12 protein-coding genes are annotated in these 13,326 nt (G+C 65.4%); 7 read left to right on the top strand and 5 right to left on the bottom strand.

Annotation, left to right across the window (positions count from 1 at the left end; genetic code table 11):
• The 3 genes from QRN11_RS20215 to QRN11_RS20205 form a co-directional block, all read left to right on the top strand.
• Positions 1 to 567 (top strand): LPXTG cell wall anchor domain-containing protein (locus QRN11_RS20215; RefSeq protein WP_285314248.1); only part of this gene is annotated, 567 nt, incomplete at its 5' end.
• Between the two features lie 293 nt (positions 568 to 860).
• A complete protein-coding gene (locus QRN11_RS20210) occupies positions 861 to 2,084 on the top strand; it encodes a serine/threonine-protein kinase (RefSeq protein ID WP_285314247.1) in 1,224 nt (407 codons plus the stop codon).
• Complete coding sequence (locus QRN11_RS20205; protein WP_285314246.1) at positions 2,081 to 2,578, top strand: hypothetical protein; 498 nt, start codon at positions 2,081 to 2,083, stop codon at positions 2,576 to 2,578. Before QRN11_RS20210 ends, QRN11_RS20205 begins: the two co-directional genes overlap by 4 nt.
• Positions 2,579 to 2,740: 162 nt before the next feature.
• On the opposite strand, the gene QRN11_RS20200 is transcribed toward QRN11_RS20205, so the two are convergent.
• Positions 2,741 to 4,960, bottom strand: a complete 2,220-nt coding sequence (locus tag QRN11_RS20200; protein ID WP_285314245.1) for an NADP-dependent isocitrate dehydrogenase — start codon at positions 4,958 to 4,960, stop codon at positions 2,741 to 2,743.
• A 311-nt stretch (positions 4,961 to 5,271) separates the two neighbouring features.
• On the opposite strand from QRN11_RS20200, the gene QRN11_RS20195 reads away from it, so the two are divergent.
• Together QRN11_RS20195 and QRN11_RS20190 are read left to right on the top strand one after the other, a co-directional pair.
• Positions 5,272 to 6,246 carry a trypsin-like serine peptidase gene (locus tag QRN11_RS20195; RefSeq protein WP_285314244.1) on the top strand — a complete coding sequence of 325 codons (975 nt, stop codon included), beginning with the start codon at positions 5,272 to 5,274 and terminating at the stop codon, positions 6,244 to 6,246.
• Positions 6,230 to 6,400: a hypothetical protein gene (locus QRN11_RS20190; protein WP_285314243.1), complete on the top strand. Its 171-nt coding sequence runs from the start codon at positions 6,230 to 6,232 to the stop codon at positions 6,398 to 6,400. The genes QRN11_RS20195 and QRN11_RS20190 overlap by 17 nt, the downstream gene beginning before the upstream one ends.
• A gap of 169 nt (positions 6,401 to 6,569) precedes the next feature.
• Here the strand turns inward: QRN11_RS20190 and purH are convergent, their stop codons facing one another.
• Positions 6,570 to 8,255 (bottom strand): bifunctional phosphoribosylaminoimidazolecarboxamide formyltransferase/IMP cyclohydrolase, encoded by a 1,686-nt coding sequence (gene purH, locus QRN11_RS20185; protein ID WP_285314242.1) that lies wholly within the window; start codon positions 8,253 to 8,255, stop codon positions 6,570 to 6,572.
• Positions 8,256 to 8,396: 141 nt separating this feature from the next.
• On the opposite strand from purH, the gene QRN11_RS20180 reads away from it, so the two are divergent.
• Complete coding sequence (locus QRN11_RS20180) at positions 8,397 to 9,749, top strand: MFS transporter (RefSeq protein WP_285314241.1); 1,353 nt, start codon at positions 8,397 to 8,399, stop codon at positions 9,747 to 9,749.
• Positions 9,750 to 9,828: 79 nt separating this feature from the next.
• On the opposite strand, the gene QRN11_RS20175 is transcribed toward QRN11_RS20180, so the two are convergent.
• On the bottom strand, positions 9,829 to 10,458 hold the full coding sequence (locus QRN11_RS20175; protein ID WP_285314240.1) for a putative endonuclease domain-containing protein: 630 nt from the start codon (positions 10,456 to 10,458) through the stop codon (positions 9,829 to 9,831).
• A 469-nt stretch (positions 10,459 to 10,927) separates the two neighbouring features.
• A complete protein-coding gene (gene purN / locus QRN11_RS20170) occupies positions 10,928 to 11,506 on the bottom strand; it encodes a phosphoribosylglycinamide formyltransferase (protein WP_285314239.1) in 579 nt (192 codons plus the stop codon).
• Between the two features lie 39 nt (positions 11,507 to 11,545).
• Between purN and QRN11_RS20165 the strand changes: the two genes are divergently transcribed.
• On the top strand, positions 11,546 to 11,977 hold the full coding sequence (locus tag QRN11_RS20165; protein ID WP_285314238.1) for a hypothetical protein: 432 nt from the start codon (positions 11,546 to 11,548) through the stop codon (positions 11,975 to 11,977).
• Positions 11,978 to 12,001: 24 nt separating this feature from the next.
• Here the strand turns inward: QRN11_RS20165 and QRN11_RS20160 are convergent, their stop codons facing one another.
• Complete coding sequence (locus QRN11_RS20160; RefSeq protein WP_285314237.1) at positions 12,002 to 13,315, bottom strand: cell division protein PerM; 1,314 nt, start codon at positions 13,313 to 13,315, stop codon at positions 12,002 to 12,004.
• Between the last annotated feature and the right edge of the window lie 11 nt (positions 13,316 to 13,326).

The raw sequence follows: 13,326 nt of genomic DNA, 5'->3' as shown, positions 1-13,326 counted from the left end.
GCAGCCGTCGACCTCAACCTCGGCAACACCGGAACCGGCACCACCGACGGACTCGGCACCGTCCTAGACGCAGTCGTGGACCTCGGCGCGGGCAACACTGGCGGAACCGGCACCGGAGTAGATCTGGGCATTGACCTCGGCATCGGTCTGGGCGGCGACGGCAACGGCACCGAAAACCCGGGCACTGGCACTCCGGGTACGGAGAACCCCGGCGATGGCAGCACGGGAGGCACCGGCACCGTTGACCCCGGTACCAACGCTCCGGGTACGAATGCCCCCGGCACCGGCGGCAACACCGGAAATACCGGAAATACCGGAACCACCGGAGGGGACAACGCGACTGACGCAGGTACCGGCGGCTTCTCGGCAGCACCGGCAGGGTCCACGGCAGTGAGCGGCGCCATCGGCGTCGACACCAGTGCCCGCGGCGCTGCGACTCAGGGCGGCACTGCAAAGGGCAGCACAAGCCTGGCCAACACGGGAATGGACGCTTCGCTCGTCCCGCTGGCCCTGCTGCTGCTGGTGGCCGGCCTCCTGGTCCTCCTCCGCAAGCGCAAGGTGTCCTAGGCGCCCAACGCTTCGTTGACCGTGCCTGCACCATGCGCCTGAAGCGGCAGCAACAAGCAGGCTGAGGGAAGGGAGGACCCCGCAAAAGCACACGACTCAAATACTCACATTCACGCAAACATGTCATCAGCACACATGTCCTTGTGGCCGGTGGTCCGGCGGCGGAAGCTAGAGGTTCGCCGGCGGGGCGCCGGCATGTGGCTGAACAGATGTGCGGGGCCCAATCTTCCGTTAACTCCACCGCCCGTATAATTTGAGGTAGGACAGTGCCGCAGCGCACCGGGAGGAACGGTATGGTGGCGGAATCGCCTAGCTCCATCAAGAATGAAGTGGTCGGCGGACGTTATCGGTTGGGTGAGGTCATTGGCCGCGGCGGAATGTCATCGGTCTACTGCGCCCGGGACGAGAACCTGGGCCGCGATGTTGCTCTCAAGCTCTTCGCCCCGCAGGCGCCGGACGCCGACGAGCTGAAACGCCAGGAAGCGGAAATCCAGCTTCTCGCGACGCTCAACCACCCCGGCCTGGTGACACTCTTCGACGCCGGCATCGACGACCGCATACCCGATGAGCCCAGGCCCTTCCTCACGATGGAACTGGTGGAGGGCCAGGATCTGCGGACCAGGATCCGGCACAGCCGTGTCCCCCTCGAGGAACTCTCGGTCATCGGGGCCGGCATCGCGGACGCCCTGGCGTATGTTCACGGCCTGGGAATCATCCACCGCGACATCAAGCCCGCCAACATCCTGCTGGTACAGATCCGCCCCGGCGAGCCCCTGCGACCCAAACTCACGGACTTCGGCATCGCCAGGATCGCGGACGCAACCCGGCTGACCGCTACGGGAACCATGGTGGGCACGGCCGCTTACCTCAGCCCGGAGCAGGCCCTTGGCCAGCCCCTCTCCCCCGCCTCGGACATCTATTCCCTGGGACTGGTGCTGCTTGAGTGCATCAAGGGCACCGTCGAATACCCCGGCGGCGCCGTGGAGTCGGCGGTGGCGCGCCTGCACCGCGCACCGGAGATTCCCAAGGATTTGCCGACAGAATGGGCTGATCTAATCCGCTCCATGACAGCCATCGAGCCGCTGGAACGTCCCGCCGCTGCGGACATTGAGACTGCCCTCCGGCAGGCTCTGGTTTCGCCCGCGTCCACACCCGGGGAACTCGTTCCGGAAACCACCCGGGTCCTGCCGGCCATGCCGTTCCACCCTCCGTCCATCACTGCTGAAGAGTCGCTGGATGAACTCCGGGAAGCAGCGGAACCTGCAAACGAAGCCTCTCCGGTGGCACCCGAATCAGGGGCAAAGGGCAAACAGCCCGGAAAGAAGCCATCCGGCGCGTCGCGCAGCAGGAGGATCTGGCTGGCCGTGGTTCTGGGGATCCTGGTGCTGGCAGCAGCTGCAGCGGCCGTGCTGGTGAGCCTGAACGCCCAGTCCACGCCCGACGACGTGCCTTACCCAACCGTGACCGGTGTCCTGGGCGACCACTTGGAGGAGCTCCAGAAGAGCGTGGAACCATGAGGCTGAACGCCAAGTGGCGCCCCTCGCTGGCCATAACGGTGACGGCGGCTGTGCTGACCTCCGGCCTGTTGGCCGGCTGCGGCACTACCGACACAAGCCTGCAGCCGAGCGCGGCACGACAACTTCAGGCGCGGGTCCTCGAAGTCAGCGAGGCCTCCTCCCGGAACGATCCCGCTGCAGCACTGAAAGCGCTGGAGAACCTCGAGGCTGAACTGAGCGCCGCCCAAAGCAAAGGGCAGGTTTCCAAGGACCGGCAGCAGACCATCACCACCATCGCCGCGGCCGTCCGTGCCGACCTTAACGAGTCGTTGGCGGCCAAGAAAGCGGAAGAGGCGCGCGTCGCTGAGGAGGCGGCCGCCGCCCAGGCCTCCCGGGAAGCAGCACAAAAGGAGGCAGCCACCCAGACGCCGGCCCCCGCACCAGCTCCGGCCACCGGTAAAGAGGACGGTGGCGGCGACGACAAGAAGGGCAACGGGGGCAAGGGCAAGGACTAGGACGGCGCCGCCATCAAAGCGCACGACGACGGCGGGCCGGCTGCTGCGCCACGCGAAAGTCCCAACCACACGACAAGCGAAGCCACAGACAAGAGGCGGTGTCCCGGATATCCGGGACACCGCTTCTTGGCGTTACCTGCTCAGAGCTGGATAGCCCTGCCCCTAGCTCAGGGTGGCCAGGACCTTGTTCAGCGTGGCTGACGGACGCATCACGGAGGAAGCCTTCGCGTCGTCCGGGCGGTAGTAGCCTCCGATGTCCACGGGTGAGCCCTGGACCTCGGCCAGCTCGCCCACAATCGTCTCCTCCTTGGAGGAAAGCTCACCGGCGATGGAGCTGAACGACGCGGCCAGCTCGGCGTCGTCCGTCTGCTTGGCCAGCTCTTCGGCCCAGTAGCGGGCCAGGTAGTAGTGGCTGCCGCGGTTGTCCAGCTCACCGGCACGGCGGCTCGGGGACTTGTTCTCCAGCAGGAAGGTGCCGGTGGCGCGGTCCAGGGTGTCAGCCAGGACCTGGGCGCGGGCGTTGCCCGTGGTGGTGGCCAGGTGCTCGAAGCTGACCGCCAGGGCCAGGAACTCGCCTAGGCTGTCCCAGCGCAGGTGGTTTTCCTTGAGCAGCTGCTGGACGTGCTTCGGGGCGGATCCGCCGGCGCCGGTCTCGAAGAGCCCGCCGCCGTTCATCAGCGGAACCACGGACAGCATCTTGGCGCTGGTGCCCAGCTCGAGGATGGGGAACAGGTCCGTGAGGTAGTCGCGCAGGACGTTGCCGGACACCGAAATGGTGTCCTCGCCCTTGCGAATGCGCTCCAGCGTGAATTCGATGGCCTTGACCGGGGACATGATGCGGATGTCCAGGCCCTCGGTATCGTGGTCCTTGAGGTACTCGTTGACCTTGGTGATGAGGTTGGCGTCGTGGGCGCGTTCCTCGTCCAGCCAGAACACGGCCGGGGTCTGGGAGGCGCGGGCGCGGGTGACGGCCAGCTTGACCCAGTCGCGGATGGGCAGGTCCTTGGTCTGGCATGCACGCCAGATGTCACCAACGGAGACCTCGTGTTCGATCAGGACGTTCCCGGAGCCGTCCACGATCTGCACCGTGCCGGCTTCCTGGATTTCGAACGTCTTGTCGTGGCTGCCGTATTCCTCGGCGGCCTGTGCCATGAGGCCCACGTTCGGGACGGTGCCCATGGTGGTGGGGTCGTAGGCGCCGTTGGCGCGGCAGTCGTCGATGACCACCTGGTAAATGCCGGCGTAGGAGCTGTCCGGCAGCACGGCCAGGGTGTCAGCTTCCTTGCCGTCCGGGCCCCACATGTGGCCGGAGCTGCGGATCATGGCGGGCATGGACGCGTCCACAATGACGTCGGAGGGGACGTTCAGCGTGGTGATGCCCTTGTCGGAATCCACCATGGCCAGGGCGGGGCCTTCTTCGAGGCCCTTCTTGATCAGGGACTGCACGCCTTCGCGGACGTCCTCCGGCAGGTCCTCAAGGCTGCTGAGGATGGCGGCCAGGCCGTTGTTGGGGCTGATGCCGGCGGCGGAGAGCTGCTTGCCGTAGGTCTCAAACAGTTCAGAGAAGTAGGCCTTGACCACGTGGCCGAAGATGATGGGGTCCGAAACCTTCATCATGGTGGCCTTGAGGTGGGCGGAGAACAGCACGCCCTCTTCCTTGGCGCGGGCCACCTGTGCCTGCAGGAATTCGTCCAAGGCTGCGGCGCGCATCACAGTGCCGTCGATGACCTCGCCGGCCAAAACCGGGAAGGCCTTCTTCAGGACCTTCACGGAACCGTCTTCGCGGACCAGCTGGATGGCGATGGTGCCCTCGGACTCGATGACCACGGACTTCTCGTTCGAGCGGAAGTCATCCTTGCCCATGGTGGCCACGTTGGTTTTGGACTCCGGGGTCCAGGCGCCCATGGAGTGCGGGTTCTGGCGGGCGTAGTTCTTCACGGACAGAGGTGCGCGGCGGTCCGAGTTGCCCTCACGCAGTACAGGGTTCACGGCGGAGCCCTTGATCTTGTCATAGCGCGAGCGGATGGCCGTTTCCTCGTCCGAGGAGGGGTTGTCCGGGTAGTCGGGCAATGCGTAGCCCTGGCCCTGCAGCTCTGCAATGGCCGCCTTCAGCTGCGGGATGGAGGCGCTGATGTTGGGCAGCTTGATGATGTTGGCTTCCGGCGTCTTCGCCAGCTCACCGAGTTCAGCAAGGGCGTCACCGGTCTGCTGCTCGGGGGTCAGGTAGTCACCGAAGACGGCGATGATGCGGCCGGCGAGCGAAATGTCGCGGGTCTCCACCTCCACACCTGCTGTCGAGGCGAAGGCCTCGATGATGGGCAGGAACGAATAGGTAGCCAGCATCGGCGCTTCGTCGGTGTGGGTGTAGATAATCTTGGACATGCGCGGGCGTCTCCCTGTGGGTCGGCTTGGTTATCATCTACAACTTACCCGAGTGCACGGCTTTGAACCCTACCGGCGCCCTACGGTTACCCCGGCGGTGAGGAGGATTACAGCGATGGAGAACGGCCGACGGCGTCGCCCGCCCAGGTGCGTCAGCCCGCCGTCGTGTTTCCTGCCCGGTTGGGGGTGAAGCGCCCGCGGGACCCCTACATGATACGTCACTCCTATTTACAAAACTGTCATATCTCGATAAGTTCGGAACGTCACTTCCGGCCCTCCCCATGGCCCCTCCCCGTTATGACAGGACACCAATGACACGCACCAGGTCTCTGGCTACCGGCCTTCTCAGCTTCTCAGCCGCAGCCGTTCTGGCACTCTCTGCGGCCGGCGGAGCCTCCGCTGCACCGGCCGCTTCCGAGGACAAGAAGAATCCCTCCGTGACCCGTGCGGCTGTCGAAAATGCCGGCGCAGCGGACTACTGGACGGCAGAACGCATGCTGACAGCCACCCCCGGGGACGTCCTGGCAAGCAAGGCCCTGGAGCGGGGCAACCGTTCAAGCCCGCTGCTGGTGGAAAAGGGCAAGAGCGCCGAAGTGAAGGCCACCCGGGCCAAGCAGCAGCAGCCCCTCGCGCAAAGTGAAACCCCGGTGAAGCACATCGGCAAGGTCTTCTTCACCCTCGGCGGCGCCAACTACGTGTGCTCGGGCAACTCCGTATCGGCGAAGAACAAGAGCACGGTGTCCACTGCAGGCCACTGCATTAATGAAGGACCGGGAGCGTTCGCCACAAACTTCGTGTTTGTTCCTGCGTACCAGAACGGAGCCGCCCCGTACGGCAAGTGGGCGGCCACCTCCCTGGTTGCGCCCACCCAGTGGAGCGGCAGCGGGGACATGACCTACGACACAGGGTTTGCAGTGGTAAGCCGGAACGGCAGCGGACAGTATTTGACTGACGTCGTTGGCGCCTCCGGAGTCGCCTTCAACCAGGCACGGGGCCTGACCTACAAGTCCTTCGGTTACCCGGCCGCCTCGCCCTTCAACGGCGAGACCCTCAAGAGCTGCACCGGGCGCGCTTCCAACGATCCCTTCAACCCCCAGTTCAACACCCAGGGCATTCCGTGCGACATGACCGGCGGCTCCTCTGGCGGCCCGTGGTTCATCGGCACCAGCTCCACCGGCACCCAGAACTCCATCAACAGCTACGGCTACGACCGTTCGGCAGTGATGTACGGCCCCTACTGGGGTTCGGTCATCGAGCAGGCTTACAACAGTGCAGCAGCATCTTAAGGATCCTCCCAGCGAGGATGGCGTCAGCCGCAGCGACCTGAACCAGACCCGCGAGGAGATCCTCGAGTACTGGACAGAGAAGCGGATGGCGGAAGCCAAGCCCCGGGAGGTCCGGCTTCCGAAGCCCGGTCCGCCTCCAGCCAGCGACGACTAAGCCAACAAACAACGACGGCGCCTGTCTCCCTCAAAGGGACAGGCGCCGTCGTTCGTTAAGCCTTCATTGATTGGGCCATGCCAGCTGGGTTCCCCGGCCGTGGAGCCGCTCGGGCGAGGCCCCGGCCCCGAGCTTGCGAGGACAGGGAGCCGGGGTGGACGCAGCGATATTAGTGGAAGAAGTGACGGGCACCGGTGAAGTACATGGTCACGCCAGCCGCGTTGGCTGCCGCGATCACTTCCTCGTCCCGGACGGAGCCGCCGGGCTGGACCACGGCACGGACGCCGGCGTCGATCAGGATCTGCAGGCCGTCAGCGAACGGGAAGAACGCGTCGGATGCCGCCACGGCACCGCGGGCGCGCTGGGGTGCACCGGAACCGCTGGCGTTTGAGGCACCGCCGGCGCCTTCGACGTCGGACTGAACCTCCACGCCGAGGGTGTTGGCCCGCTCAACGGCCAGGCGGCACGAGTCCAGGCGGTTGACCTGTCCCATGCCGATGCCCACGGCAGCGCCGTCCTGGGCCAGCAGGATGGCGTTGGACTTGGCGGCCCGGCAGGCAGTCCAGGCGAAGGCGAGGTCCGCGAGGGTCTTGTCGTCGGCGGCCGCACCGGCGGCGAGGGTCCAGTTGGCGGGGTTGTCGCCGTCGGCATCAACTTTGTCGCTGACCTGGACCAGGACGCCGCCGGAAACCTGGCGGATCTCCGAGGGGTACCGGCCGTAGCCTTCCGGCAGCGCGAGCAGTCGGATGTTCTTCTTCTTGGACAGGATTTCCACTGCTTCCGGCTCGAAGCCCGGCGCGATGACAACCTCCGTGAAGATGTCCTTCACGGTGTTGGCCATGCCCGCGGTCACGGTGCGGTTGGCGGCGATGACCCCACCGAACGCGGAAACGGGATCGCAGGCGTGCGCTTTGGCGTGGGCATCAGCGATGGGGTCCGCTGCGTCTTCCGCTCCGACGGCTACACCGCACGGGTTGGCGTGCTTGATGATGGCGACCGCGGGCTCGCTGAAGTCGTAAGCCGCGCGGAGGGCTGCATCGGCGTCAACGAAGTTGTTGTAACTCATGGCCTTGCCATGCAGCTGGTCAGCCTGCGCGATGCCTGCCGGAGCTGCCTTGTCAACGTAGAGTGCCGCCTGCTGGTGCGGGTTCTCGCCGTAGCGCAGCACCTCGGAGCGTTCCAGCGAAAGGCCGGCATAAGCGGGCCAGTCGATGACGCCGTCGCCGTCTTCGTCCAGGAACTGGCTCGCGGTCCAGGTGGCCACGGCGTTGTCGTACGAGGCAGTGTGGGCGAACGCCTTGGCGGCCAGCCGGCGTCGGGTCTTGAGGTCAAAGCCGCCCTCGGCGGCAGCGGCGACTACCTGGCCGTAGAAGGTGGGGTCCACCACAATGGCGACGGCGGCATGGTTCTTCGCTGCGGAGCGCACCATGGCGGGTCCTCCGATGTCGATCTGCTCCACAACATCGTCCTGGGCAGCGCCGGACTTCACCGTCTCGACGAACGGGTAGAGGTTCACCACCACCAGGTCGAACGGCTCGATTTCCATGCTGGTGAGCGTTTCCATGTGCGCCGGGACGCGGCGGTCCGCGAGGATGCCGCCGTGCACGCGCGGGTGCAGCGTCTTCACGCGGCCGTCGAGCATTTCAGGCGAACCCGTGACTTCCTCGACCTCCTGGACGGGAATGCCGGCGGCAGCGATCTTCTTGGCCGTGGACCCGGTGGAAACAAGCTTCACTCCCGCTGCATGCAGGCCCTGGGCGAGCTCCTCCAGACCGGTTTTGTCGTAAACCGAGATGAGGGCCCGGCGGATCGGAACTCGGTCGATGGATACGCGCTCATGCTGCGTGAAGCTCACAAATGTCTCCGTCTTATCTCGCGGAACAACGCCGCGGTTGGTGGGGATACGGCCAGTTTATCGCGAAGTGCAGATTGCCCCCTGTGCGGCCTGAAGTGTGAACGTCAGCGGGCCGGGCTAAAGTTCTTGCAGGAGGCTGCGATGAATACTTACACCACTGTGCCAAGCGGCGAGCAGGTGGTCCAGGAACTGCCATGGCGATGGAAAGTCCAGGGCAGGATTTTCGTGATCGGCGGCCTTGGTTTTATGTTCGACGCCTGGGATGTGACCCTCAACGGCATCCTCATCCCGCTGCTCTCCACGCACTGGGCCCTGACCCCGGGTGAGGTCGCCTGGGTGGGAACCGCCAACCTGATCGGCATGGCCCTGGGCGCCTTTGTGTGGGGCACCATCGCGGACACTATCGGGCGCAAGAAGGCCTTCACGGCCACCCTGCTGATCTTCTCCCTCTTCACCGTGCTGGGGGCTTTCTCGCCCGACTTCATTTTGTTCTGCATGTTCCGGTTTATGGCGGGCTTCGGCCTGGGCGGCTGTATTCCCGTGGACTATGCCCTGGTGGGTGAGTTCACTCCCCGCAAACAGCGCGGCAAGGTCCTCACCGCCATGGACGGCTGGTGGCCGGTGGGTGCCGCCCTGGCCGGCTTCGTCTCCGCCGGGCTGGTGGGCCTGTTCGGTGACTGGCGGCTGACCATGCTGGTGATGGTGCTGCCTGCTCTGCTGGTGTTCTGGGTCCGGCGGAGCGTGCCCGAGTCCCCGCTGTTCCTGATCCGCAAGGGCCGGCGCGAGGAAGCAGCCAAGGTCATCGACGGACTGGTGGCAGCCACGGGGGCCGAACCGCGTGCCTACAGTCTGCCCGACGGCAAGGAAGTGCCCCGGCTTTCCGCCGGCAGCGCCTGGCACCAGCTGCGCCTCGTGTGGCAGTTCAACTGGAAGATCACAGCTGCGGCATGGTCCCTCTTCTTCACCATCCTGCTGGTCTACTACCTGTCGCTGACGTGGATGCCGCGGATCCTGATCGGCGCCGGCTTTGCTGAGTACAAGGCGTTTGTCACCACGGCATCCATGGCCGCCGTGGGGCTTTTGGGCGTTATTGTGGCGGCCCTGCTGGTGGAGCGGGTGGGCCGCAAATGGATTCTCGCCATCACGGGACCGCTGTCGGCGCTGACCCTGGTGATTGTGGCGATTGTGGTGGACATCCCCACTGCGGCGGTGTTCTGGCTGCTGGTGTTCGGCTTCGTGGTGCAGGTGGCCATCCCGGTCCTGTACGCCTACGTTTCCGAGCTCTACCCCACCGAGCTGCGCGGCACTGGTTTCGGCTGGGCGTCCACGTTCTCCCGCCTGGGCGCGGGCTTCGGTCCGCTGATCTTCGCCAATTACTTCTGGCCTGAGCTGGGTTTGGCCACGTCCTTCGCCCTCGCCGGAGGCCTGGTGCTCCTTGCTGTTTTGTGGATGGCGTTCTTCTCTCCCGAAACCAGGCAGTGCCGCCTCGACTGACCCCTCCCCCTACCCAACTAGGTAGCGCTAAGTGTCGTTTTGGGGCCTGATAACGACACTTAGCGCTACCTAGTTTCGATCAGTCGTGCTGTGACCACCCTCGGGACAGCAGCGTCCGCCTCACCTTCGCGACGGCGAGTCTGGCCTCGTTTTGCATATGCCTCTTGGAGATTCGGACCAGGATCCAGCCCGCCCGGACGAAGTCCTCTTCTCGGGCAATGTCCCTGACAATTTGCGCGGTCTCCGAGTGGCCCTCTCCGTCGTATTCCACGGCGACCTTTCGTTCCGGATAACTGAGGTCGGGTTGGCGTACGACGCCGGCATGCAACTCCGTAGGCACGTTCAGGAGAGGTTCGGGCAGGCCGGCGTCCTCCAGCGCCAGCCGCAGCCTGGTTTCTGGGGCAGAGTCGGACCCCACGCGGGCCAGGTCAAGGGCGAGACGCGCCTTCCGGATTCCTGGCGTCCCCTTGTGCCGGTCGAGCATGTCCTCCAGGTCCTCCCGTGTTGCATAGGGCTCAGTCCGGCTTTCGAGTGCGGGCCGTGGGACCCGAAGCAAGTGGTCGGCCACCACGGTCAGCTCTTCGACGCTCATTTTGCGGGAGCAATCAAGCCAGGTCCTAGTCCGCGAAGTGATGAGCAACCCGTGATGGCTGACTACCTCGTCAGCGAAGAACTGCCCGCGGTGCCCCTTCACACCGGGTCGCCGCATGATGGAGACCGTGTCAGGACGCGAGATGTGCAGTAGTGGCTCACTGCTGCCGGGCAAAAAGCCGGGAAACTCCCATAGGAGGAAAGCGGACGCATGCGAAGCTGCAGCAAACTCAGTGACCAACGTGAAGGGCCGGATCCGGGGAGCCAAGGTGACATCATCGCCAACGTGGGGCACCCGGACTCCCCTGCTTGGCCATTGCAAGCCTTGGTGACGGAGTCGACGTCGGCTGATCCCGGCGTCGACGGCTTCCTGGAGGGTAAACGGCAGGGAAGCCAGGTGTTCGGGTAATCGGGTTGGAACCTTCATTCGCCCATCGTGGCAGGCCTGAAGCGTGGCTGCCGAAGTTATCCACAGCCCGAGGTGGCCTCACAAAACTAGGTAGCGCTATGTGTCGTTTTGAAGGGTCAAAACGACACATAGCGCTACCTAGTTGGGGAGGAGAGGTCGGGTTTGGGTGGCGGCGGGGTCAGGAGGCGTGGGCGTCGCTCGCGGCGAGGTTTGCCAGAGTAGACACCAGCAGCCGGCGCTCCACTACCTTGATGCGCTCGTGCAGGGTTTCCTCGGTATCGGACTCCTCGACGGCAACGGCTTCCTGGGCGATGATGGGCCCGGTGTCCACGCCGGCGTCGGCCCAGTGGACGGTGCAGCCGGTCACCTTCACGCCGTACGCCATCGCATCCCGCACGCCGTGGGCGCCCGGGAACGCCGGAAGCAGGGCGGGGTGGGTGTTCAGGTACTTGCCGTTGAAAGCATCGATGAACTCCGGGCTCACAATCCGCATGAAGCCTGAAGACACCACCACGTCCGGCTCAAAAGCAGCTACGGCCTTGGTCAGGGCGGCGTTCCAGTCCGCCCGGTCCTGATAATCCTTGAAGTCCACCACAAACGTGGGGATGCCGGCAGCGGCGGACCGTTCCACCCCAAAAGTCCCCGGCCGGTCGGCCCCCACCGCAGCGATGTCGACGTCGAGTTCCCCTGCCTTAACCGCGTCAATGACTGCCTGGAGGTTGGACCCGGTTCCGGAAACGAGGACTACGATGCGCATGGCTCTAGCTTATGGGCAGCCTCGCGTACGCTGGAAAACATGAACTCCACACCGCAACCGGCTGGGCAGCAGCGCACAAAACCGCCGCTCAGCGAGGCAGCCAAGGCCTCGCTCGCCAAGACCCACACCCTGTTTCGGATTTTCGTGGTTTCGGTACTCGGCGCCTTTTTTGTGTACCAGCTGGACATCAACTACCTCTGGCTCACGGCTATCCTGACCGTGGCCAGCCTCACCCTCGGCGTGCTGCTGCTGGTCCGGGCCGCGCGGCTGAAGGAGTCCCGGCTTGTCCTCATCGGCACCATCTCCGGCCTGGTGGTGTCGGCGATCATGGTGCTGCTGATTCTGGTCACTGCCCTGTTCTTCGAGCACGTGCGCGAGTACCAGGCGTGCGCCGGACGGGCCTTGACGCAGCAGGCACAGTCGGCGTGCCGGGTGCAGCTGCAGGAGTCGCTGCCCTCGCAGCTGCCCTAAGGGGCCGAATGCACGGGGCAGCCTCTAGCGGACCAGCTCCGCTGCTTCTTCCTTCGCCGCCTGCTCACGTTCCAGCCAAGGCCCTGCCGCGTAACCAATGACGACGCCGGCGGCAACTTCGGCGGCCACCCAGACTCCCGTCCACAAGGGGTCAGGGCCGATCGAGGTGAGGCGTCCGATCCCGGCCGAGCCGCGCGCCAGCCACGCCAGCCCGGCGGTCAGCAGCCCGGCAGCCAGTCCGCACAGCACGCCGAGCACCAGGGTGGAAACCGTGGCCGTGAACCAGCGGGCACGGACCTTGATGGAGAGCCACTCGTCGAAGTGGTTTTCGCCTTCGCGCAGGAACCACCAGCCTGCCAGGACACCGGCGAGGACCGGGACGATCAAGGCAGCGAAGGCGTACTCCAGGGGGCCAGCCGGGATGGCGGCCAGCACCGGGACGGACGGGAGCGGACCCACGGCAGTGCCCAAGGGGCCCACCTGGGAACCGACGCCCATGGAAAAACCTGAACCCGATGCCCATGCCAGGGCAAACACCACGAGGTTGGGCAGGAACCCCAGCTGTGCAATGGTGAGTGCGGCACCTCCCACAGCGCCGGCGTCGAGCGCTTCATAGACCGCCACCACCAGGTTCCAGTGGATAAAGAGGTCAACAGCCAGCAGCAAAGCGGCCAGCGCCAGGGCGGACAGCACCGCCACAAATCCGGCTTTCGCGGCGGAACCGAGGTAGGACCCCGCCCAGCGGGAATGCTGGCTGGTGCGGGAAATCCAGTCCACGGCGTCGACGCCGATGAGCCGGCTCCACGAGCCTGCCTCACGCCGTGCGCCGATCACCATGCCCAGGGCGTAGGGAATGAGCGGGATGAACATGGCGTGCCAGGCATTGATGCCGACGTCGGGCGTGCGGCAAACGAAACCCGTCGCCGCTCCGAAGGCCCCGTAAACCACCCAGGAACCGAGGAGTGCCTGCCACAGCTGGTCTGTATAGGAAGCCCGTGCCAGCCGGCGGCCCGCCCGCCAGGCGAGCAGGAAGGGGATCAGTGTGAGGCCAAGCGGTATCAGCGTGAGCAGCCCGGAGCCTGCGCCGGCAGCGGCTGTGGAGCCGGCGGCCTTGAGTTCCAGCGGCACCCCATGGACCAGCAGCCATGACTGGCCGGCCAGCCGGGCCAAATAGTCCAGCGCGCCGTCATGGAATCCGGCGGTGGCCCAGACGGCCAGGACCGGCGCGATCACCACCAGTGCGGAGATGACGGCTGCCTGGGCCGTTTCGAGGGCACCCTGCATCCATAGGGGCATGGGAAGGCCACGGTCTCCGGTCTGATCAGCGCGCAGTTTCATCGTTTTCCATG

The organism is Pseudarthrobacter sp. fls2-241-R2A-168 (assembly GCF_030209335.1).
Lineage (GTDB): Bacteria > Actinomycetota > Actinomycetes > Actinomycetales > Micrococcaceae > Arthrobacter.
The sequence above is the reverse complement of the archived record's forward strand: the minus strand, read 5'-3'. Positions and strand labels throughout refer to the sequence as shown.

Coding starts and splice junctions, on each gene's coding strand:
- QRN11_RS20210 (WP_285314247.1), top strand. CDS start 861: ATGGTGGCGGAATCGCCTAGCTCCATCAAGAATGAAGTGGTCGGCGGA.
- QRN11_RS20205 (WP_285314246.1), top strand. CDS start 2,081: ATGAGGCTGAACGCCAAGTGGCGCCCCTCGCTGGCCATAACGGTGACG.
- QRN11_RS20200 (WP_285314245.1), bottom strand. CDS start 4,960: ATGTCCAAGATTATCTACACCCACACCGACGAAGCGCCGATGCTGGCT.
- QRN11_RS20195 (WP_285314244.1), top strand. CDS start 5,272: ATGACACGCACCAGGTCTCTGGCTACCGGCCTTCTCAGCTTCTCAGCC.
- QRN11_RS20180 (WP_285314241.1), top strand. CDS start 8,397: ATGAATACTTACACCACTGTGCCAAGCGGCGAGCAGGTGGTCCAGGAA.
- QRN11_RS20175 (WP_285314240.1), bottom strand. CDS start 10,458: ATGCGGCGACCCGGTGTGAAGGGGCACCGCGGGCAGTTCTTCGCTGAC.
- purN (WP_285314239.1), bottom strand. CDS start 11,506: ATGCGCATCGTAGTCCTCGTTTCCGGAACCGGGTCCAACCTCCAGGCA.
- QRN11_RS20165 (WP_285314238.1), top strand. CDS start 11,546: ATGAACTCCACACCGCAACCGGCTGGGCAGCAGCGCACAAAACCGCCG.
- QRN11_RS20160 (WP_285314237.1), bottom strand. CDS start 13,315: ATGAAACTGCGCGCTGATCAGACCGGAGACCGTGGCCTTCCCATGCCC.